The organism is Paenibacillus sp. BGI2013, assembly GCF_002843485.1.
Taxonomy (GTDB): domain Bacteria; phylum Bacillota; class Bacilli; order Paenibacillales; family Paenibacillaceae; genus Paenibacillus; species Paenibacillus amylolyticus.
On sequence record NZ_PJFA01000005.1, the window covers coordinates 47,382 to 69,940 of the forward strand.

At 47.6% G+C, this 22,559-nt stretch carries 20 protein-coding genes; 16 read left to right on the forward strand and 4 right to left on the reverse strand.

Features of this window, described 5'->3' with window-relative positions:
- Nucleotides 1-19 precede the first annotated feature (19 nt).
- Together CXK86_RS14180 and CXK86_RS14185 are read left to right on the forward strand one after the other, a co-directional pair.
- Nucleotides 20-478: an OsmC family protein gene (locus CXK86_RS14180; protein WP_074094724.1), complete on the forward strand. Its 459-nt coding sequence runs from the start codon at nt 20-22 to the stop codon at nt 476-478.
- A gap of 58 nt (nt 479-536) precedes the next feature.
- Entirely contained in the window at nt 537-1,127 is a 591-nt protein-coding gene (locus tag CXK86_RS14185; RefSeq protein WP_074094725.1) for a DUF2062 domain-containing protein, read from the forward strand.
- Here the strand turns inward: CXK86_RS14185 and CXK86_RS14190 are convergent.
- Nucleotides 1,105-2,034, reverse strand: coding sequence for an AEC family transporter (locus CXK86_RS14190; RefSeq protein WP_047842630.1), 930 nt, complete (start codon nt 2,032-2,034; stop codon nt 1,105-1,107). The two genes, CXK86_RS14185 and CXK86_RS14190, sit on opposite strands and share 23 nt — an antisense overlap.
- Nucleotides 2,035-2,248: 214 nt before the next feature.
- Here CXK86_RS14190 and CXK86_RS14195 point away from each other — a divergent pair, with 214 nt between their 5' ends.
- The 13 genes from CXK86_RS14195 to CXK86_RS14255 all read left to right on the forward strand — a co-directional run bounded on the left by CXK86_RS14195 (nt 2,249) and on the right by CXK86_RS14255 (nt 18,269).
- A complete protein-coding gene (locus CXK86_RS14195; RefSeq protein ID WP_101313894.1) occupies nt 2,249-3,331 on the forward strand; it encodes a lactonase family protein in 1,083 nt (360 codons plus the stop codon).
- A 387-nt stretch (nt 3,332-3,718) separates the two neighbouring features.
- Entirely contained in the window at nt 3,719-4,351 is a 633-nt protein-coding gene (gene hxlA / locus CXK86_RS14200) for a 3-hexulose-6-phosphate synthase (protein WP_036670570.1), read from the forward strand.
- A 4-nt stretch (nt 4,352-4,355) separates the two neighbouring features.
- Entirely contained in the window at nt 4,356-4,919 is a 564-nt protein-coding gene (gene hxlB, locus CXK86_RS14205; protein WP_047842632.1) for a 6-phospho-3-hexuloisomerase, read from the forward strand.
- A gap of 267 nt (nt 4,920-5,186) precedes the next feature.
- A complete protein-coding gene (locus CXK86_RS14210) occupies nt 5,187-5,546 on the forward strand; it encodes a winged helix-turn-helix transcriptional regulator (RefSeq protein ID WP_036608849.1) in 360 nt (119 codons plus the stop codon).
- Between the two features lie 488 nt (nt 5,547-6,034).
- Entirely contained in the window at nt 6,035-7,837 is a 1,803-nt protein-coding gene (gene pepF / locus CXK86_RS14215) for an oligoendopeptidase F (protein ID WP_101313895.1), read from the forward strand.
- Nucleotides 7,838-7,962: 125 nt separating this feature from the next.
- Entirely contained in the window at nt 7,963-8,463 is a 501-nt protein-coding gene (locus tag CXK86_RS14220) for a DUF2500 domain-containing protein (RefSeq protein WP_257467852.1), read from the forward strand.
- Nucleotides 8,464-8,698: 235 nt separating this feature from the next.
- Nucleotides 8,699-10,192 (forward strand): rhamnulokinase, encoded by a 1,494-nt coding sequence (locus CXK86_RS14225; RefSeq protein ID WP_101313896.1) that lies wholly within the window; start codon nt 8,699-8,701, stop codon nt 10,190-10,192.
- Between the two features lies 1 nt (nt 10,193).
- Nucleotides 10,194-10,955, forward strand: a complete 762-nt coding sequence (locus tag CXK86_RS14230; protein WP_101313897.1) for a DeoR/GlpR family DNA-binding transcription regulator — start codon at nt 10,194-10,196, stop codon at nt 10,953-10,955.
- Nucleotides 10,956-11,068: 113 nt separating this feature from the next.
- Nucleotides 11,069-11,797 carry a (Fe-S)-binding protein gene (locus CXK86_RS14235; protein WP_017688927.1) on the forward strand — a complete coding sequence of 243 codons (729 nt, stop codon included), beginning with the start codon at nt 11,069-11,071 and terminating at the stop codon, nt 11,795-11,797.
- Entirely contained in the window at nt 11,794-13,311 is a 1,518-nt protein-coding gene (locus CXK86_RS14240) for a LutB/LldF family L-lactate oxidation iron-sulfur protein (protein ID WP_101313898.1), read from the forward strand. The genes CXK86_RS14235 and CXK86_RS14240 overlap by 4 nt, the downstream gene beginning before the upstream one ends.
- The gene (locus CXK86_RS14245; RefSeq protein WP_101313899.1) at nt 13,301-14,026 is read left to right on the forward strand and encodes a LutC/YkgG family protein; all 726 of its coding nucleotides are present in this window, start codon (nt 13,301-13,303) and stop codon (nt 14,024-14,026) included. The genes CXK86_RS14240 and CXK86_RS14245 overlap by 11 nt, the downstream gene beginning before the upstream one ends.
- A 215-nt stretch (nt 14,027-14,241) precedes the next feature.
- On the forward strand, nt 14,242-14,796 hold the full coding sequence (locus CXK86_RS14250) for a glutathione peroxidase (protein ID WP_101313900.1): 555 nt from the start codon (nt 14,242-14,244) through the stop codon (nt 14,794-14,796).
- A gap of 299 nt (nt 14,797-15,095) precedes the next feature.
- Nucleotides 15,096-18,269, forward strand: a complete 3,174-nt coding sequence (locus CXK86_RS14255) for a bifunctional cytochrome P450/NADPH--P450 reductase (protein WP_076327813.1) — start codon at nt 15,096-15,098, stop codon at nt 18,267-18,269.
- A 199-nt stretch (nt 18,270-18,468) separates the two neighbouring features.
- On the opposite strand, the gene CXK86_RS14260 is transcribed toward CXK86_RS14255, so the two are convergent.
- Nucleotides 18,469-18,891: a hypothetical protein gene (locus CXK86_RS14260; protein WP_101313901.1), complete on the reverse strand. Its 423-nt coding sequence runs from the start codon at nt 18,889-18,891 to the stop codon at nt 18,469-18,471.
- Nucleotides 18,892-19,014: 123 nt separating this feature from the next.
- Between CXK86_RS14260 and CXK86_RS14265 the strand changes: the two genes are divergently transcribed.
- Entirely contained in the window at nt 19,015-19,359 is a 345-nt protein-coding gene (locus CXK86_RS14265) for a hypothetical protein (RefSeq protein WP_047842639.1), read from the forward strand.
- A gap of 171 nt (nt 19,360-19,530) precedes the next feature.
- On the opposite strand, the gene CXK86_RS14270 is transcribed toward CXK86_RS14265, so the two are convergent.
- Both CXK86_RS14270 and CXK86_RS14275 read right to left on the reverse strand, forming a co-directional pair.
- Nucleotides 19,531-21,186 (reverse strand): MGH1-like glycoside hydrolase domain-containing protein, encoded by a 1,656-nt coding sequence (locus CXK86_RS14270; protein WP_101313902.1) that lies wholly within the window; start codon nt 21,184-21,186, stop codon nt 19,531-19,533.
- A 30-nt stretch (nt 21,187-21,216) separates the two neighbouring features.
- Complete coding sequence (locus CXK86_RS14275) at nt 21,217-22,545, reverse strand: ABC transporter substrate-binding protein (RefSeq protein WP_101313903.1); 1,329 nt, start codon at nt 22,543-22,545, stop codon at nt 21,217-21,219.
- Nucleotides 22,546-22,559: the final 14 nt, after the last annotated feature.

Here is a 22,559-nt window from a genome sequence, read left to right on the forward strand (position 1 = left end):
CAAGAAAGGAATGAATGTCATGAAACATCCTTTTCATCTGAAAGCGGTATGGAATGGTGGGCGTAACAGTGAGGGAACAATCGATGCAGGTGGATTAAAAACGGTCATATCGATTCCGCAGGAGATGGGCGGACCCGGTACGGGAACTAACCCGGACGAGATGCTGCTGGGTGCAGCCTCCACCTGTTACCTGATCACGCTGGCAGCGATGCTGGAGCGTTCGGATATTACGCCGGATGAATTAACGCTTGAATCGGAAGCAACGGTAGATGTTACGAATAACGTATTTACGTACGAACGGATCGTACATAGACCCCGGATTGTGCTCAGCGCAGATGCCTCTGAGGCGGATCTGACCAAGGCTGAGCGCTTGGCGCATAAGGCTGAATCCTCCTGTATGATCTCCCGAGCGGTTGCAGGTAATGTCCAGATGGAGACACAGCCGGTCGTTGTTACTACAGGTGCTAACGCGGTGTGATATACTGAAGAATAGACAATTCAAGTTGTCATTTGTGTAAAATAAGGAGTAATTCGGTATGAACACACAGAAGCGCAAGACTAACCGCTGGGTACGTTTAACACGTGTTATGAAGCTGAATTTTCTCAAATTGTTACGTGCTCCCGGAGGTGCCCATAAAGTATCTACCGGATTTGCCATAGGGTTCGGACTGGAACTGATCGTGATCTCGACGGCTTCCCTGATCTATCTCGTATTTTATCCGATTGTGCGACTGTCTGGGGGTTCGGTGCCAGCAGCCATTGTTGGTAATGTGATCGGGAAACTTACGTTTTTACCTATTATCCTGATGCCGCTCGCGAAACAAATTGGCTCATGGATATTGCCTGCTCACAGCATGGGACAGGGACCGGTACATGAGAGTGCATTCATGGAGCTGTTTCGCGGTAACTGGTCGGCTGTGAGTGAATTGTTGCTTGGTGGACTGGATATTCTGGCAGGCATGTCCGTATTTGGTGTCATTCTGGGTGTGATTTCGTACTTTGTCGTGAAATTCTTCTACGTCAGAGCGCTCAACCGGCGTTATGAACGCCGGCTGGAGAAACGCCGACAAGCGGATATCGCTTCGGTATCACCTCCGGTATTAATCAGGAAGCCATCACAATCATAATGGGTAGCATCAACATGGATGCAGCGGTGGTCCACAGAATGCAGCGGGATACAAACTGCGGAGAAGCATTGAACTGTTCAGCCAAAATAACAGCGTTCACTGCGGTCGGCATCGATGCGAGGATCAGCAGTACACTGAACAATGTACCTTCGACCTGAAGCGCGGTCAGTATCAGCCAGGACAGGATTGGCGCAGCTGCGAGACGGACCACAAGCCCGGTCCAGAAAGCTCGGCGTACATTGGGCAACCAAGGTACCGTTGCACCTTTTGGTCTGAGCATCTGTGCTCCCAGAATAGCGAGAACGACAGGAGAGTAGCCCGCAGCCAGCATGGAGATCCCTCCATCCAGCGCTTCAGGCAGGCTCAGATTGGATGCACGTAGCGCAATGGCGATGCCAGCAGCATAGATGGATGGCATGCGGAAAACGGAAAGGATCGCATCTTTCACCGTGAATTCGGATCTCGCGGCAAAAAAGATACCTACCGTATTAACAATGATCATCTGTCCAATGACGTAGACCGAAGCCTTGTCCAGTCCAAGCTGACCAAAGGCAAGCAGTACAAGCGGGAGCCCGTAATTCACGCAGTTCGTAAACGTGGAGACGAGGGTGAGACCCGCTTTTTCGCTTGCACCCAGACGGAAAATCCGGCTTAACAGCTCGGCGAGTGCCCACAGAGCAATCAGATTAATAATAGAGAACCAGAACGTGCTGGTGACATCCGTCCAGGTAATCTCTGCATGCAGCAATGTATTGAAGATGAGCGCAGGGCTCAAAATATAAAGGGAAAAGGTCGAGAGCGACCGGGTATCCCAATTCTTGAAGCGTTTTAACAGAATACCTCCGATTACGGGAAGTGATATCGGCAAGAACACATGGTATAAGGTGAGTAAAAATGAGTGAAGCAATGCAATTCAGTCCCTTCTGGATGAAAAACCTATCTTATCATAGCAGAAGATGCATCTCATATGAATGGATTTCAGTATGATGATGTGTAGTAATCGCCTTGCTTAACTAAGGATTTCCCTGATGTGCAGCGACAGCGGATTGCTATTTTGATATGGCAGATTTATTATAGAAGAGGTGCAACAAGATTACATACACATAGAGGAGGAAACTGTAATGAGTGAATCAAAACGCTTGCTCGTACTTGCTGGCTCTTACGCCGAAGCGGAAAATGAGGGCATTTATGCATATGAATTGAATGAGGATACAGGCAGCTTGTCCAAGCTTGACGGCATCGCTGGTGTGAAAAACCCAACGTTTGTCAACGTGGATGCTGAAGGTAACAAACTGTATGCGATTGGTGAAACAGCGTCAGCTGAAGGCAACAAAATGTCTGAAGCTGTAGCTCTGAGCATTGATCCTTCTACAGGAAAATTAACGTTGCTGAACCGGAATGACTCCATTTCAGCTCCACCATGTCATATCCAGCGTGATCCTTCCGGCAAATACTTGATCCTCTCCAGCTACCACGGTGGTCTGGTAGGTCTGCAAGCCTTGACGGATAACGGTGAAGTTGGAGTGCTTCTGGACGAGAAGAAACATGATGGACAAGGTGCGCATCCTGAACGTCAGGACAAGCCACATGTTCACTCCGCATTCTTCAGCCCAGATGGTAAATACATGATGGTACAGGATCTGGGCGCAGATAACATCGCGATCTATTCTATTGATGCAGACAAAAATGAACTTGTGCTGCACAGTGAAACCAAAACACATCCGGGAGCAGGCCCACGTCACTTGGCGTTCCACCCGAATGGTCAGTTCGCATATGTCATCAATGAAGTGGATTCTTCCATTACTTCGTTCAAATATGATGCAGCAGCGGGCACGTTGACTGAATTGTCTACTGTATCCACACTGCCTGATGGATATGATGGCAAAGAGAATACAACAGCCGAAATCACGGTTTCCAATGATGGACGTTATGTATATGGTTCTAACCGTGGACATGACAGCATCGTTGTATTTGCAGTAGATGCAGACAAAGGTCACCTGACACTGGTTGAGCATGTATCTGCAGAAGGTGAGCACCCGCGTCACTTTGCGCTGACACCTAACGGCAAATTGCTGATCGCAGCTAACCGCGATACCAACAACCTCGTGACATTCACGGTAGATCAGGAGAGCGGACGTCTGAAATACACTGGTCACAGCACAGGTGTATCCAAGCCGGTATGCGTGAAACCTGTATATCTGTAAAATGATAAATTTCTAAACCAGCTTTGGCTGGATTGAAAATGAAACGATAAAGATAAAGATAAAGACCCTGCCATGTGGCGGGGTCTTTTATATTGAATATATAATTGGATGATTGGGCTGCTGTTCTGCTGTAAGCATGTGGATTGGAATAGAGGATTAATTTTATATTTGATTCACCTAACAACGGATAATTATCAATAGTATCCCCCAAGTAACTACCCCACTTCAAAGTGCGTACTTCCTGAATGGATAGTCAGGGTCTACAATGAGTGAGTAGCCAAAACAAACACTGCATGCATCTGAACAGACCAATTGGTGCAGGCTAAATATCTGATTATTATTTTTTCAGGAACGAATCATACTTGAACAACAAAGGAGAAATAAATGATGAAATTGCAATTGGCGCTTGACTTGGTAAATATCCCTGAAGGTATCGCATTGGTTAAAGAGGTTGAACAATATATTGATATCGTTGAGATTGGTACTCCAATCGTTATTAATGAAGGTTTGCACGCGGTAAAAGCGATGAAAGAAGCATTCCCTAATCTGCAAGTTCTTGCAGACCTTAAAATCATGGACGCTGGTGGTTATGAAATCATGAAAGCAGCTGAAGCTGGTGCGGATCTGATCACTGTGCTTGGGGCAACCAATGACAGTACGATCAAAGGTGCAGTAGCAGAAGCGAAGAAACAAAACAAACAAGTTCTTGTAGACATGATCAACGTGCCTAACCTGGAACAACGTGCTCGTGAAATTGATGCGCTTGGCGTAGATTACATCTGTGTACACACAGGTTATGATCTACAAGCTGAAGGACAAAGCCCGTTCGAAGATCTGCAAACGATCAAAGCTGCTGTGAAAAATGCTAAAACGGCTGTCGCTGGTGGAATTAAGCTGGAAACATTGCCAGAAGTAATCAAAGCACAACCGGATCTGGTTATTGTAGGCGGCGGTATCACAGGACAAGCAGACAAAGCGGCAGTTGCAGCTGAAATGCAACGTCTCGTTAAACAAGGGTAAGCAGATGAGCAAAACACAGTACGCAGCTGACATCTTGAAGGAGCTGGAACGTACGCTAAGCCAGATCGACGATGCAGAGATGCAAGCGATGGCTGAGCACATTCTGGCTGCGGAACAGATTTTTGTAGCAGGAGCAGGCCGGTCAGGACTTATGGGGAAGGCTTTTGCCATGAGACTGATGCAGATGGGGCTTCGTGTATATGTGGTGGGCGAGACCGTAACACCTGGGATCAGCTCGAAAGATTTCCTCTTGCTGTGCTCTGGCTCAGGAGAGACAGGCAGTCTGGTGGCCATGGCTCAAAAGGCTAGTCAAGCTGGTGCGCCTGTAGGTCTCATTACGATTAAGCCAGAGTCCACGATTGGGAAATTGGCAACTACGGTAGTACGTCTCCCGGCTTCAGCCAAAGAGGACACAGCAACTTCCGGAGCGGCAGTAACCATTCAGCCGATGGGCTCGTTGTTCGAACAAGGACTGTTAATCGGCATGGATGCTCTCATCCTTACGATGATGGAAATGAAGGGTATGACCGGAGCGGATATGTTTGGCCGCCACGCGAACCTGGAATAGTGAATAGATGAAAGACCGGAATCCTTTGATTATGAAGGGTTCTGGTCTTTTCTGCGATACATAATCATTCATCTGTATAGGTTTTATCCGTGATTTACAGTTAAACTTTGCATCCCGACCAGGCTGTAGTAGAATTAATAGATAGCTGTATCGAATGAATGTACTTATTACATCATGCATGGAGCGGAAAACTTACCTCGTGTGAAGTGTCCCCGTGATATGCGTAATATACGCGATATAAGATTGAAGATGAGGGGGCTCGGAGCCATGGCGTCCGAAGTGAAGGAACGGATTAATCTGAAAGAAATCAACTGTGAGAAGGAATTGACCCTTGCGGTGATCGGTGGCAAGTGGAAACTGATTATTTTGTGGCACTTGGGCCTGGAAGGCACCAAACGTTTCAGTGAGCTGAAACGCCTAATCCCTCATATTACCCAGAAGATGCTGACCAACCAGTTACGTGAGCTGGAGGAAGACAAACTGATTGAGCGCAAGGTGTATGCAGAGGTACCACCTCGGGTGGAATATACGTTGACAGATCACGGTCAAAGCCTGATGCCCGTCCTGCACGCGATGTATAATTGGGGTAAAAACTATGGTGAAAATGTAATTTGGAAAGAAAGCTAAATAAGTAAGTTCTAAGAAGCTAAATAAGTAAGTTCTATAATGAACCGCCGGGTAAATGGATTCTTCCATTACCCGGCGGTTTTTTTAGTTACTTTCAGACCATGGTCACATGAGCAAAAGTTTATACGAAACGTAGAGGACAGAAATAGTTTGAAGAAGCGTAGCTAAAAGCTTTCTGAAAGAAAGCTACATCGCAAGCATATACTGGCCTTTATCCTAAATACCCCTTTTATATAGATGGAACTAAACATTCACACGAGAACGTAGAGGACAGAAAGAACCTGAAGAAGCGGAGCGTTCGCCTTTATCCCCGGATTTTCACCTTTGAAAAAGGGGAATCAAAAAATCTGGGGATAACAGCGATCGGAAGGTTGTTCTGTCATCGAAGTGGTAAGTGTGAATAATCTTTAGTCCAATCTATACTCCCTTGAACTGGAATATGATACGATGAGAGATATTGGAAAATGCAAGGAGGATGACAACTAAAGATGGAAAAAATACGTACACGTGCTGAGGTAAACCCAGAAACCACTTGGGATCTGAGAGACTTGTTTGTAACCGATGTAGAGTGGGAGCAGGAGCTTCGATCACTTCCTCAGGCTGCTACCCAGATCGAAACGTTCAAAGGACGTCTGGGCGAAGGGGCTGAACAATTACTGGCTTGTCTAGATGCGCGTGAAGCTTTGCAGGAGCGGATCGGCAAGACGGCTTCTTATGCTCGACTGAAGCAGTCAGAGGACAGCACCAATCCGGTGAATATTGAGAATTCAGCCAAGGCAGGAGATATCCTATCAAATCTGTCTTCGTCCTTGTCTTTTGTCAATTCGGAGATCGTTGATCTGCCGGAGGGAACCGTTGAACGTTACCTTGAAGAACTTCCGGGATTGGAGCCGTATGCGCGCAGTTTGGAGCGTTTGATTCGAGAAAAAGAACATCGGCTTACGCCCGAGACCGAGAAGGTACTCGCTTCATTAGGAGAGGTACTGGATTCGCCATACCGTATCTATCTGCGCGGTAAACTGGCAGACATGACGTTTGACGATGCTCTCGATGGAGAGGACAATAATCGTCCGTTATCCTGGTCATTTTATGAAAATAATTATGAGATGTCGTCTGATACAAAGCTGCGCCGTTCTGCTTATGCTGCATTCAGCTCGACATTAAATGATTACAAAAATACGTTTGCAGAAGGTTATGCAACCGAAGTGAAGAAACAGGTTGTTTTATCCAGGCTGCGTGGTTACGACGATGTTACAGATATGCTTCTCAGCCCACAGCAAGTGAGCAAAGAGATGTACAATAATATTCTGGATATTATCCAGCAGGAACTCGCACCTCATATGCGCAGACTGGCGGCTCTCAAGAAACGTGAGCTGGGTCTGGACAAACTGATGTTTTGTGATCTGAAGGCGCCGCTTGATCCTGAATTTAGCCCTGCCATTACATATGATGAGGCGTGCATACTCATTCGAGAAGCACTTGATGTGCTTGGGCCGGAGTACGGCGAGATCGTAGAGCGCGCATTCAGTGATCGCTGGGTGGATTACGCAGATAACGCAGGCAAATCCACAGGGGCATTTTGCTCCTCTATATATGGTTCACACTCTTATATCTTAATTTCATGGGCGAACAATATGCGCGGAGCATTTACACTTGCCCATGAAGTGGGGCACGCAGGCCACTTCATGCTTGCGGGACGTTACCAACGGCTCACGAATACACGGCCATCTCTTTATTTCATTGAGGCGCCGTCGACCATGAATGAAATGCTTCTGGCCGATCATCTATTGAAGCGTTCCGATAATCCGAGAATGCGTCGCTGGGTCATTTTGCAATTGTTGAACACGTATTACCATAACTTCGTTACACATCTGCTGGAAGGTGAATTACAGCGCAGGGTGTACGCACGCGCAACCAATGATGAGCCCATTACGGCGAAGACGTTAAGTCAACTCAAGGGAGACATCCTTTCCGAATTCTGGGGACCTGATCTGGTAATTGATGAAGGGGCCAAGCTCACGTGGATGAGACAGCCTCATTATTATATGGGACTATATCCGTATACCTATGCGGCAGGCTTGACGGCTTCCACAGCGGCTGCACAGCAGATTCGTGAAGAAGGACAGCCTGCGGTAGATCGCTGGCTTGATGCACTCAAAGCTGGTGGAAGTCTCACACCACAGGAGTTAATGAAGCTTGCGGGTGTGGATATGTCCGGACCTGAGCCGATTCGCTCTGCGGTTGCTTATGTCGGCAGTCTGGTCGACGAACTTGAACGTCTGTATTCCTGATCTGGTTCATATAGTATATGGACAAGGCAGAACGGGTTGTCTGCATGCACCGCCTTCCTTGCGTGGGGGCGGTGCATCTTATTTTTGCAAGGGGAAAGGAACGATGATGAATGGCGTTAACAAGCGTGTCCTCATCGATGGGCCGATTAAGCGTAGATGGCTTTGGTGTGTTTGACGACATGAATGGAGTACCAGGTTTTGAAGGCAATCAGGGTGGTTTTTTTTCGGGATTTAGTGAGTTTGCTGCAATGAATGCATTTGCTTCGATTTTCATTGGTGCCATATTTCTCATCATTGCGGGAGTCATTGTTTTTGTTATTTTTTCAGGCATACGCTCAGGGATGTCAAATAACGCAGCAACCTTGTTAACCCTGCACTCAACAGTGGTGGCTAAACGAACGGAAGTCTCAGGTGGAAGCGGCGATAGCAGTGCGACTACCCGGTATTATGTTACATTTGAATTCGACAATGGGGAGCGCACTGAACTGATTGTTGGCGGAAACCATTATGGTATGATGGTGGAAAATGATCGAGGGATGCTGACGTATCAGGGGACACGTTTCAAGCATTTTGAGAGAGATGTACAACCCCAGTCGGGGGTAAGCAAAGGTCAATTTTATACGTAAAAAAAGAACTGCGGCTCCTCCCAGGTGGGAGAGAGTCGTTTTTGCTATACCCAAAAGAAAGAAAAACCGAAGGGTATTCAAACGCTTACAATGGTGATATACTCGTAAAATAAAGTTAAACAGTATTAAACAAAAACAAACAAACAACAAATGCAGAATAAAGTACAGGGTTACGGACTGAATCAAGTGATACGGTTTGGAAAATAGGATTGGTTCGAAAGGTTGGTGAAGCGCGGTGAGTGTGCTGGCTTATGATTTGGGCGCTGGGAGCGGGAGAGCGCTACTGGGACATCTGAATGATCGTGGGATCGAAACAAGCGAAATTCATCGGTTCAAGAATGAACCAGTGAAGGTTGGCGAGCGGATGCACTGGGATATTCTGCGATTGCATCATGAATTGTTGCAGGGGCTTACCTTGGTGAAACAGCAGGGAGAAAAGCCAGAGAGCCTGGGGATCGATTCCTGGGGCGTTGATTTTGGTTTGCTTGGCAGTAATGGTGAGTTGCTTGGTAACCCGTATCATTACCGTGATACACAGTTTAACGGCATGATGGATCAGGTACGGCAAGAGCTGACCTCTCAGCGAATCTTCGAACGTACAGGGATTCAGTTTCTTAGCTTTAATACTTTGTATCAATTGGCAACGCTTCAACGCAGCGGTTCCCCGTTACTTCATGAAGCAGAGCGTTTTCTCATGATTCCGGATTTGCTACGTTATTTCCTGACAGGGGAAGCGGTGAATGAGTTCACCAATGCAACCACAACACAATTATACAATCCATCAGCGGGGCAGTGGGATAGTGAGTTGCTGGCGCATATTCGTATTTCGGAGAAACTGTTTGGTAAAGCCGTGCTGCCAGGTACCCGTGTTGGACAATTGCGAAGCAGTATCTGTAACGATCTGGGATTGTCCCCGATTCCCGTGATCGCTGTTGCGGAGCATGATACGGGTTCAGCCGTTGTGGCTGTTCCTGCAACGGAACGTTCATTTGCTTATCTGAGCTGTGGAACCTGGTCCCTGATGGGTACGGAGATAGATCATCCTGCGATAAGTAGCCAGAGTCTGGCCTTGAACTTCACGAATGAAGGCGGGGCGGGCGGAACATTCCGTCTGCTGAAGAACATTATGGGACTATGGATTTTGCAGGAAAGCATGCGGGAGTGGGAGCGCCAGGGGCAGGGAATTAGCTATGATGCGTTATTGGCGCAGGCGGAACAAGCACCTCCATTTGCCAGTTTGTTTGATCCGGATGATGAACTATTCATGCCAGCAGGAGATATGACGACCCGTATACGTCAGTATTGCCGTGATACAGGGCAAGTGGTACCAGAGGATCAGGGGGCTATTGCCCGGGCAATTCTGGAGAGTCTTGCATTGAAGTATAGAAGAGTTCTGGAATGGACGGAGCAATTGTCGGGTCAGGCGTTCAACGGATTGCATATGGTCGGTGGAGGCATCCAGAACCGCCTGTTATGTCAGTGGACTGCAAATTCCATTGGTAAGCCGGTATGGGCGGGTCCAGCAGAGGGAAGTGCCATCGGGAATATGGCTGTGCAATGGATGGCGAGCGGAGCTTTTAAAGATATCTGGGAAGCTCGTAAGGCCATTCGTGATTCATTTCCGGTAACTGTGTATGAGCCGCAGGACGGATCAATCTGGGAAGATGCTTATGGCAGATTTCTGCGTGTGACGGCTTCATCTAATTCACAAGCGGGGAGTGAGGTGTAACATGCTGGCAGCCGAGCGGTATGACCGGATTGTGGAGATGGTGAATGTAAAGGGCAGTATGCGTGTATCCGAGCTTAGTGAGCGCTGCCGGGTGACGGAGGAAACGATCCGGCGGGATCTGGATCGGCTGGAACAGGCAGGACGACTGCGCCGGTCTCACGGTGGTGCAGTAAGTGTGAAGGAAGATCAACCGGAGATCCCTTACCGGATCAGGGAGACAACCCATGCGGAAGAGAAAAAACGGATTGCACAAGCGGCTCTGGCGATGATTAATCCGGGTGATCGCATTCTGTTGGATGCGAGCACAACGGCAGGTTATATGGCAGCGAATATGCCGGATTTCCCGCTGACGGTCTTAACCAACTCGATCCAAATCGCTACTGAACTCAGCAACCGTGACAAGGTTGAGGTCATCTCAACAGGGGGCCAGTTGGCATCTCGCTCGTTGTCTTTTGTTGGGCCGCTGGCGGAGCGTTCTTTGGAAACGTATCACGTGGATAAAATGTTCATGTCGTGCAAAGGTGTACATCTCGAAGGTGGAGGAATCAGTGAATCCAATGAACTCCAGGCAAGGCTGAAGCAGAAGATGGTTGGCATATCCGATCAGGTCATCTTACTTGCAGATGCCAGTAAATTTGGTGTACGTGCTTTTGCCCGAGTATCCGGGTTAAATGCAGTCCATACGATCGTTACCAATCAGCCATTGGAGGCTGAACAGACAGAACGTTTGAGCGGATACGATATTGATATCATCACGGTTTAATTTTTTGGATTTTATCTATATAAATTGAACTAAACATTTACACGAAACGGAGTGTCCAGTGTAAATATTCTTAGTCAATTCATCTACTAATCAGTTAATAGGAGCGTGTAATTATGAAGGTCTCCTTATTCATTACCTGCCTCAGCGATGCCATCTATCCCCGAGTGGGGGAGGCCATGGTCAGATTGCTCGCCGCTCATGGCGTTCGGCTGGATTTTCCGCCGGTGCAGACCTGCTGCGGTCAGCCTTCCTACAATAGCGGGTACTGGGATGAGACTCGGGTAGCGGCCAAAACGATTCTTGAAGCGTTTGACGACAGTGATTTTGTGGTATGTCCTTCGGGATCGTGTACGTATATGATTCATCATTATCCCGAGCTGTTCGCGGATGAACCAGTATGGTTGGAGAAGGCAAAACGATTGGAAGCCAAAGCTTATGAGTTTACTCAATTCCTCGTTCAGGTGCTCGGGATAACCGATCTGGGCGCACATTTTCCGCACAAAGTAACCTATCATCCATCCTGTCATGGTAGCCGTCTGCTTGGTGTGAAGGATGAGCCGATGGCGCTGCTCTCTCAAGTAAAAGGTCTGGAATTGGTTCCGCTCCCATTTGCTGAGGATTGCTGCGGGTTCGGGGGCACGTTTGCCATCAAAATGTCCGATATTTCAGGAGCGATGGTGACGGAGAAGGTCGATCATGTCAAAGAGACACAAGCCGAAGTATTGGTGGGGCTGGACATGGCCTGTCTGATGAATATCGCAGGTAATCTGCGTTATCGGAATGAACCGGTGCGTGTGATGCATCTGGCGGAACTACTGTATGAGGGGGTGCGAACAGGATGAGCCAACCGGGAGTTATGGATACTACGGTCAAAGAACGTGCCGGACTGGCCTTGAATGATGATTTTCTGCGAAAAGCAGTCAAATTCACGACAGAACGTTTGCGTAACGGGAAGAAATCTGCCTCAGAAGAACATGGAAACTGGGATGAATGGCGGGAACGTGGCCGTCAGATTCGTTTGCACACGATTGCGTATCTGGATTATTACCTGAATGAATTTGTGAATAACGCCCGTGCGAACGGGGTTCATATTCATTTTGCAGATACATCGGTGGAAGCAGCGGCGATTGCGCTGGATATTGCGGCGCACAAGCAGGCTTCTACGGTGGTGAAGTCCAAATCGATGGTGTCGGAGGAAGTGCACCTGAATCATGTATTGGAGTCGGCGGGCATTGAAGCCATTGAGACCGATCTGGGTGAATACATCATACAGTTGGCAGGTGAAGCCCCTTCTCATATTGTCATTCCAGCCATCCATAAGAACCGCTACCAGATTGCAGAGTTGTTATCGAAGGAAGCGGGTGAAATTCTGGAGCCGGACACAACGGTACTTGCTGGATTTGTTCGCAAAAAGCTGCGTGAGAAATTCCTCGAAGCAGATATCGGCATGACCGGCTGCAATTTTGCAATTGCAGAGACGGGTTCCATGGTTTTGTTCGAAAATGAAGGCAATGCCCGTATGGTATCCACTGTTCCAAAAACGCAGATTACACTGATGGGCATGGAGCGGATCATCCCGTCGTGGACGGATCTGGAGGTCATGGCAACCTTGTTGCCACGCTCCGCAACAGGTCAGAAATTAACGATGTACATGTCAGGCATCACAGGTCCTCGCCGAACAGCGGATGCGGATGGACCGGATGAAATGCATATTATTATCGTGGACAACGGTCGATCCTTACAGCTCGGTGATCCTGAATTCCAGGAGTTGCTGAATTGTATTCGCTGTGGTGCTTGTCTGAATGCTTGCCCAGTATATCGTCATATTGGAGGTCATGCCTACGGTGGAACATACAGTGGTCCAATTGGCGCAGTACTGACACCTGCACTTAATGGCAACATTGATGAATGGAACGATATTGCGGGTGCTTCGAGTCTGTGCGGAGCCTGTTATGAAGCATGTCCAGTTAAAATTCCATTGCATGATATGCTCGTTTATTTACGCAGGCGTAAAGTGGAAGACGGCCATGGAAACAAAATGGAAAGCATGGGCATGAAGGGATTTGCCGCTGTTGTATCCAATTCCAAACGTTTCAGTGCGGCCATACGCCTGGGACAGATCGGGCAGAAGGCAGTTGTACGCAACAACGGCATTTCTCTCAAGTTGGGTCCTCTCAAAGGCTGGAACAAGTATCGGGTTGCCCCAAGTCTCGCCAAGAAATCCTTCCGGCAACAATGGAACAAGCTGGATCAGGAACTGAACCAAGAGCAACCGGCCATGGATTCTTCCGTTCGCAGTCGTATGGAGCAGATTATTCGTGAACGAGAAGAAGGGGAGGATAAGCATGGTCACTGAACATCAGCAATGGCTCGCACAATTGGAGAAGAAGTCCATGGAGAAACAGGAGCAGTTCATGAATGATATTGCTTCGAAATTGAGGAGACCAAGGCAACGCCATGCGCCGACCCAACCCTTTCGGGGAGCACCCGACTTTTGGACTGAACTGGAATGGGATGAAGAGAAGCGTATTCAAGCATTTACAGATAACTTTGTGAGTGTAGGCGCACACATTGCCCGGGTTCAGAACATGGAAGAAGTATCTCAATTTATTGCCAACAAGTCTCATGAACTGAGTGCCAGGTATATCATTCGTCAGAATGAACAGGCGTTACAGGATCTCGGATTGGAAGAGCAGCTTCCGGATGTACAGATCTCAGTCTGGAATAGTCAGGCGGATGAGAACTGGAAGGCTCGGGCAGCTGAGGCTGATATCGGTGTGGTCATGGCGGATTATGCAACAGCATACACAGGCTCGGTTACTGTACTTTCTTCACCGGAAAAAGGTCGTTCAGTCAGTCTCTTGCCTACGGTACTCATCATCATTATTCCAGTAGATCGACTGCACACCAGACTGGGTGAGACGCTGGATCGATTTGACGAAGCGGGGAGAGAGAATCTTCCAGCAGGCATCCACTTTATTTCCGGGCCAAGCCGCTCTTCCGATATTGAAAATGATTTAACCATTGGGGTACACGGACCAGGCATTGTATATGGTTTAATTATGGGTTAACGATGTGTTTAGCGTGATTTAACATCATGATTTTGATAACTGTCCGAGATGCAGTGTGTGACTGCTAAGGGCAGTTTTTTATTTCGTATACTATAGTTAAAAGCTATTAAAATTATATTTATTATATATTTCACCTATTAATAATGGAGGTGTATAATCCATCTCAAGAGAGAGTTCATATGAGATACAAAAGAGAAAGAGGAGGATGAATACAGATGAGTATATTTTCTTACCAAGTTCCGTTTATGGATAGACACAAGGGTGATTTTTCTGCTTTTAAAGGGAAGGTGCTACTTATTGTGAATACAGCAAGTCGGTGCAGCTACTCCCGGCAATTCAGTGAACTTCAGCAGATGTATGAGAAATATGGTGATCAGGGGCTGGAGATTCTGGCGTTCCCGTGCAACCAGTTTAACGACAAAGAACCTGGTAGTAGCGCTGAGGTAGCTGAGTATTGCAGAAGTCAGTTTCAGATATCCTTTCCGATTTTGGAGAAGGTTGAGGTCGTTGGGCAATCGATGCATCCTGTGTTTCGTTATCTGACTACAGAAGCGCCATTTCAAGGTTATGATCTGGACACGAAGGAAGGAGAGTGGATGGACACCTTTGTGAAAGAGAAGCATCCAGAATTGTATCAAGGTGACGGCATCAAATGGAATTTCACCAAATTCCTGATTGACCGTAATGGGGACATCCATGGCCGTTATGAAACGACAGTTGCTCCATTAGAGATGGAGTCTGTTATTCAGGTTCTGTTAAAGAATTCATAATTATACCTTAATCCCTGTCCTGAGGTCCTATGACTTTGGGACTGTTGAAGATTAGAACTGGAAATGTTAGGGTAAAAGAAGATAACGAAGGGCTCCATTTTTTTTAATCAAAAATGACCAATATACCATTTTGGTCAGTTAGTTCTATTGTGGTTTTATCGTTATCTGGATGAAATATGAAAATGTGCAAAAAATAACTTGAATCTGTTGATCTGAAGAGTAAGTGTAATCGAGTCTGTAAATCAAGTCATTATTTTTTAGTTGTAGAACTCTTAACTTGGAAAGAAGGAGTGAGTGTCATGCCACCAATTTCAGTGCCTCAACCAAAAACATTTGGCCCACTGGGCAATTTGCCGCAATTGAACTTTGAAGAGCCGGTGCAATCCTTGGTGAAACTGGCTGAAGAATACGGACCGATCTTTCGTATGGAGTACCCCGGGCGAAGTGAATTGTATATTTCCGGTCACAAACTGGTCGCCGAGGTAACAGATGAATCCAAATTCGACAAACGTGTTTGGGCACCCCTTGCGAAGGTTCGTGCTTTTGCAGGAGATGGACTATTTACGAGTTGGACCGAGGAGCCGAATTGGAAAAAAGCCCATAACGTACTGCTGCCAAGTTTCAGTCAACGTGCGATGCAGGGATATCACAACAAAATGATTGATCTGGCTGTGCAGCTGGTTCAGAAATGGTCACGATTGAACCCGGATGAGACGGTTAACGTTCCGGATGATATGACACGTCTTACGCTCGACACGATTGGTCTGTGTGGGTTCAACTATCGGTTTAACAGCTTCTATCGGGAAGAACCACATCCATTCATTACGAGTATGGTTCGTGCGTTGGATGAATCCATGAGTTCATTGCAGCGACTGCGTCTGCAAGACAAGCTGATGATCACCAAAAAGAAACAGTTTGAACAGGATATCCGTTCCATGTTCTCTTTGGTGGATCACATTATTGCCGAGCGCAAAGAGAAACCGCAGGAAGGCGCAGATGATCTGTTGTCCCACATGCTCAGTGGCAAGGACCCGGAAACAGGAGAAACGCTGGATGATGAGAACATACGTTATCAGATTATTACATTCCTGATTGCTGGACATGAGACCACAAGTGGACTGTTATCCTTCGCCGTTTATTATCTGATGAAGAATCCGGATACGCTGGCTAAAGCACAAGCTGAGGTGGATCAGATTCTGAAAGATCCGGTTCCCACGTACAACCAGGTTCGCAATCTGAAGTATGTTCGCATGGTTTTGAATGAAGCACTGCGGTTATGGCCTACGGCCCCGGCATTTTCCCTGTATGCAAAAGAGGACACGGTACTTGCGGGTCAATATCCTTTGCAAAAAGGAGACAGTGTCAGTGTACTTATTCCCAAGCTGCATCGTGACCGCGAAGCATGGGGAGACGACGTAGAGAAATTCCGCCCGGAACGGTTCGAAGATCCGAGCAAAGTGCCGCATGATGCCTATAAACCTTTTGGTAACGGTCAACGGGCCTGCATTGGTCAGCAGTTTGCACTTCAGGAAGCAACGCTGGTACTGGGCATGGTGTTGAAGCATTTTGACTTCATAGATCATTCGGATTATCAGTTAAAAGTGAAAGAAACGCTGACGCTCAAACCGGATAACTTCACAATTCGTGTACGTGCGCGTGGTGGGCAGCCAGTCATGGCCGTTCCGGGTGTAGCGGTTGAAGAACCAAAGCCAGTTGCCAAAAGAACGGAGCCGGATGCAGCCAATGCCCACCACACACCGATGCTTGTTCTGTACGGTTCCAATCTGGGTACCGCTGAAGGCATTGCACGTGAAATTGCAGATACCGCCAGATATCAGGGTTTCCGGAGTGAGGTTGCTACGCTGGATGATCGTGTTGGCAAACTGCCAAAGGAGGGTGCCGTCATTATTGTCAGTGCATCCTATAATGGTCAGCCGCCAAGTAATGCCAAGATGTTTGTCGAGTGGATCGAACATGCAGATGCGAATGAATTCAAGGGTGTGCGTTTCGCCGTTCTTGGATGCGGTGACCACAACTGGGCCAGCACCTATCAGCGTATTCCGCGTTTAATAGATGAACAGTTATCTTCCAGAGGAGCAGAGCGGTTATCACCGCTGGGTGAGTCCAATGCCAGTGGAGATTTCGAGAAACAGGTGGGGGATTGGACAGAGCAATTATGGCCAGATCTCGCACGAACGATGGGACTGAAACTGAACACAAGCTCCAATAGCGAACGCAGTTCCCTATCTGTACAGTTTGTCAGTGGGCTCGCCGTAACACCGCTTGCGGATACGTATGATGCCCATGTGGCAGAAGTACTTGAGAACAGGGAGCTTCACGACGCGGGCAGTGAACGAAGCACACGTCACCTGGAGATTAAATTGCCTGAAGGCATAACCTACAAGGAAGGGGATCATCTGGGCATTCTGCCACAGAATCCACCGGAACTTGTGGAACGTGTATTGCGTCGTTATGGATTCACCGGAACGGAGCATCTTGTTCTGGATGCATCCGGTCGGAGTGCCGCGCATCTGCCGCTGCAACAACCGGTGAACCTGTATGATCTGCTCAGTCATAGCGTTGAGCTTCAGGAGGCGGCAACTCGTGCGCAGTTGAGAGAAATGGCAGCATACACCGTATGTCCACCGCATAAGAAAGAACTTGAAGCGCTGCTTGATGAATCTGTGTATATGGATGAAGTGCGGAATAAACGGATCTCCATGCTGGATTATCTGGTGAAATATGAGGCATGTGAACTGCCGTTTGAGCGTTTCCTTGAATTATTGCCTTCATTAAAAGCCAGATATTATTCGATCTCCAGTTCACCGCGTGTTCAGCCCGATCAAGCGAGTATTACGGTCAGTGTTGTGCGCGCCCCAGCATGGAGTGGACAGGGAGAATACAAAGGCATTGCGTCCAACTATCTGGCAAACCTGAAACCGGGTGACGAGATCGTCATGTTCACGCGGACACCGGAATCCGGCTTCCAACTGCCGGAGGATGCACAGGTTCCCGTTATCATGGTAGGTCCGGGTACAGGTGTTGCTCCATTCCGAGGTTTCTTGCAGGCAAGGCACGTATTGAAGGAACAAGGTCGTGAGGTTGGCGAAGCCCACCTGTACTTTGGATGCCGGAATCCCGAGCATGATTATCTGTACAAAAATGAATTGGAAGCAGCCCAGCAAGAAGGGCTTGTGAAGCTTCATACGGCCTTCTCCCGTGTAGACGGGGAGGAGAAATGTTATGTACAGCATCTGATGAGAGACGATGCCCGTCATCTGATTCCTTTGTTTGAAGAGGGAGCGCATCTGTATATCTGCGGTGATGGCAGCAAGATGGCACCTGATGTGGAAGCCACACTCCAGCAGGCATACGCTGATATTCATGGCAAATCCGCGAAGGAAGCAGAAGATTGGCTTAATCAGCTTCAGCAGGAAGGTCGTTATGCCAAGGACGTATGGACAGGCATCTGATGTACACATGTGAAGGGTCAGCTTGATCCGTAACTGGCTGAGCGGTGAGATACAGAAGCAGTTCTGTTCTCACCGCTTTTTGACATAAAATGATTCTTCAGCAGATAAGTGGTTGCATGGGTTATAATTATATATTGGAAGGGAGCACCCGTATGCAGACATTTGGGAACCATTGTATGGCTTGCGAAAAGAACCAGCTTTACTTCCGCCTACAAGGCCGTTTCAGTTTTTTTCTTCCAGTGGTTGGCCGATAGATCGACTCGACGCTGGAGAGAGGAAATAATATACGGGAAGGGACTCTGCCTTTTCCCTGGAGTTCAAGATAATCCAGTCCCACGCCCACAAGTCTGATATTGTTAAATGCATTCCTGGAAGGGAAAGTCGTGCGGATTCCCACTCTGACGCCTCGCCGTGTTCGAGGAATATCGAATACCCGAATGGAATTCAGACTGAGTGGAATGAATAACTGCCGGTTTACTTTGATAAACTGCCTTGGATAGACACGACGAATACGTCCCGGTTCCAACCCGGAGAGTGGAGTATTCAGTTCTGCAAGGTGCCCCTGGAGTTCTGCCAGGCGCTGCTGAAGTGTTTTTCCAGTATGGAGATGCTGCCAGCTCATAAGTATTCCTCCGTTCGCCATTTGTACCTAGTATATGAAGGAACGGGGTAGGAAGGTGTACGTTTGATAGCCCATGTTCGTTACGGCTAACGGGGTTTCTTTTATAATAGAGGAGTGATTCACATGATCGTAGAGATGTATAAAGACCTCATTAAGGATGAGCGTGGCAATTATTATCTAGCAGTGCAGATCGAGGGCAATGAGCTTACGCTCGTTAATGCTTTCGTCGAAGCGGCATTCACACCTGAACTGATCTACAACGAAGAGTTTCGTACCAAGCATAAGGAGATGGAAGGCGGGTTTGTAGGCAAAATTGCGATGGACCTGCTTCGCCATGATGTGGTCATGGGGATGAAGCAAATCGACCGCAAACTGTTGAACCTGTCGGATGTGGAACAGCAGTTCACAGTAAATTATATTGATACGATTGAATTTTATCGTCACCCGGCGTGGAACCGGAAGGTGTAAGGTGAAACTCATCTCCTCTGTAACCAGAGAGAGAATGATTTCCGCAGTGGTAGTCAATTTCTATCTTGTGTCCCTATGAATAAGAAATAAAGAAATATAAACGCGCAAAAGGGAAAAGCGCAAGTGCAGGGAAGTATACCTCGGCAACTTGCGCTTTTTGCATACAAACAATTAACGATACGTAGGATGGATGATGCCAATATCGCGCTCGGTGCTCAAACTTCCATCAGCGTAACGCTGCATTTCATTTCCTTTGACCCGAATCGGAATGTGCTCTCCTTGATAGAAAAGCTCTCCCTCAACGGTGCGAACGCTCATTCCAATAACGCCTTCCAGATGTCCACTATGATCCGTCACCAGTCGAATCCCTGACGGGCCATCCAGATGAACCTTGCCTTCCAGATATACCGTCATGCGATCAGGCGTGTTGACCAATTCATATCCTACTCCGTTGACTTTCCGGCTATAAGCCGTGTTGCCAGATACGATCTCACCATGATCCATGTCGATGGGGAGCAGTCCGGTAAACCAGAGCTGATTCGATCCAACAGGCATAATTCCGCATAATCGCTCCACATAATCGAGGAGACAGAGGATGGAGGGTGAGTACGTCTCGGTAAAACCTTGTTCTCCGGTCCAGGGGCTTAGTACCTGACCAAATCGCTTATCTTTGGATAGAGCGGACAAGATAGGCTGCATTACCCAGGTTAGCTCCACATATCTATGATGATACTCGAATGCGTGTGGCGTCCGAATCAGACTCAGGAAATTGGATGCCCCTCCCCAGCTGTTATAGGAGGAAAAGGGATCAAATCTGGGATCATCCATTGAAATCGATGTAAACGGGTATTTAGCGAAAAACTTGCTTGTATTCAACAGGTACCGACGCAGTAGGTTATCGAACAATTCACGGTCACCCACCTCGCAGGCCATTACGCGGAGCAACACATCAGATTGGACTCTGACCAATTCGTCATTACTATCCCGATCATAGAAGAACATATCCTGTTCGTCGTAACAATAACGGAAAAGACTTTCCAGGCTAGACTCGGCTTTTGCTTTCCAATCCGTTCCCGATTCTCCCAGTTCTTCAGCCATGCGGGACAGATACAAGCGCTGACAATAGATATTGGCAGTCAGATCTGGTGCCAGAAAAGGCAGAATCGGAGAATCCGGGTGATAGGCAGAAGCATCATTCATGTAAGGTGTGTCCGGAACATGCCAGAAACGTGGGGATAAGTCATGTCCGGTGTCAAACGTACTGAAGGCCTCTACACAGCCGGTTCCTCGGGTATTACGGTTGTGGGCAATCCACTCATCGTAACGAACCATAGCCTTATACATCGTGTTCAGGAAAGGCGACTGCTTGCCATGATTGATATGAAGCTGATAGTGGTTCCATACACTGCGTGCCAGCGGAGTGACCAACTGGATTTGCCGGAAAGAGGGTCCGTTTGCCGTGAGTTTATACGGGAGCAATCCATCTTCTCTTTGATGCTTGGCAAATACGAGGTACGTTGTTTCGGACACGGAAGGCAGCAGGCGAGACAGCAGCTCCGCATTGATGGTACCTGTGCTCTCTAACCAACATCCCAGATAGATGCCACCTTCTTGTAAAACAGGATCGTTGTCTCCCATGGGCAGAATACAAGCAAGTAATTTCTCTACTGCTGTATAATACGTAGCTTCCATTCGTCCGCCCGATGCCACAAACCGGATACCCGATGCATGCCATTCTTGTAATAACTGCTGATCTTCCGGTTTAACTGGCTGAATTTGATCCATCATCGAAATGTTGCGCAGCCGATTCAGTATCTCTTCTGTCATATGTTCCTCCTCACAGTGTCTGGTTTCTGGTTATTGATTCGATTCAAAAATACGAACGGTCCCGTTATAGAAGTCGGAGACAGCTTGCTCCACACTTTTTCGTCCAAACCCGATCTCTTGATTTGTCGTCTGAGCTAACTTGGAGAACTCTGCAAATCCAGGAGGATTGTAACTCACGTCAAAAGGTTCAGTTTTCGTAGCTTCAGAGACAAGGTTTGTATAGTTATAGACAATCTCCTCCACAGGGCCTGCACCCTCCTGAAGAAGATTTCGATTGGCTTCTGTAACGGGCACGCCACGGTCATTACCAAGGATTTTGGCTGCTTCAGGATCATGAATCCAGAAATCCATTAACGTTGCCACTTCCTTCGGATGTTTGGTATTGGCATAACCTGATAATCCCTGACTGGATTCAAATACAACACCCGTTCCCTTAGGGCCTCGTGGTACAGGGAGTAACACCAGAGGATCTTCCGTCAAACTCTGGAATGCAGCAAGTTGGTTGGATGGTAGTAGAGTCATGGCTGCTTTACCTGTGATCAACAGGGATTTACTGGTATCATCATGCGGGTTGGATACCTGCAATTCCGGTGTGACTACACCGCCGGATGCCGAGGTCTTTTCCCAATACTGGAACCATTCCAGAATATCTTCCTTGGCGAATCCAAGTGTACCATTTTTCATGTCATACAGTTGTTTACCCCGTTGTTTTAGAAAAATATCCATCCCGTCGACGGTAAAATTGTACGTTCCATAGAAGCCGTCTCCGAGCTTGTCGGACAACTCCTTGCTAATGGCGGCATAGTCCGCCCAGTCCCAATCTGAAGCTGGTAAAGGTACGCCGGCTTTCTCAAAGAGTACCTTGTTAACAACAATTCCTCGTGCGTTCGCACCGGCAGAAATATGTTGCAGCTTCCCGTCGAGACGTCCGTATTCGATCATAGTTTCATCCATACCGTCCAAATTCAGTTCGTTGCCAACATACGGGTCCAGATTGAGCAGGACATCTTTTTTGGCATAGTCCACGACATTTCCGCCAAGGAAAAAGATATCTGGTGCTGTGCCTGATGCCAGCTGGGTATTCAGTTTGTCGAAATATCCGGAGGAGGGTGCAAATTCACCTACAATTTTAATATCCGGATGTTTCGCCTGAAAGATCTTCAGGGCTTCATTCGTAATATCTGCCCGTTTCTGGTCACCCCACCACATGATGCGAAGTTCGACCTGTCCGCCCTCGGTCGTTCCATTATCATTACCATTGCCTGCATTATCATTGGCACCTGTATGGTCTGTTCCAGAGCAAGCTGTTACGAGTAACAAAAGTGAAGTAATCATACCAATCATGAAACGTTTGAACATGGTAAATCCCCCTG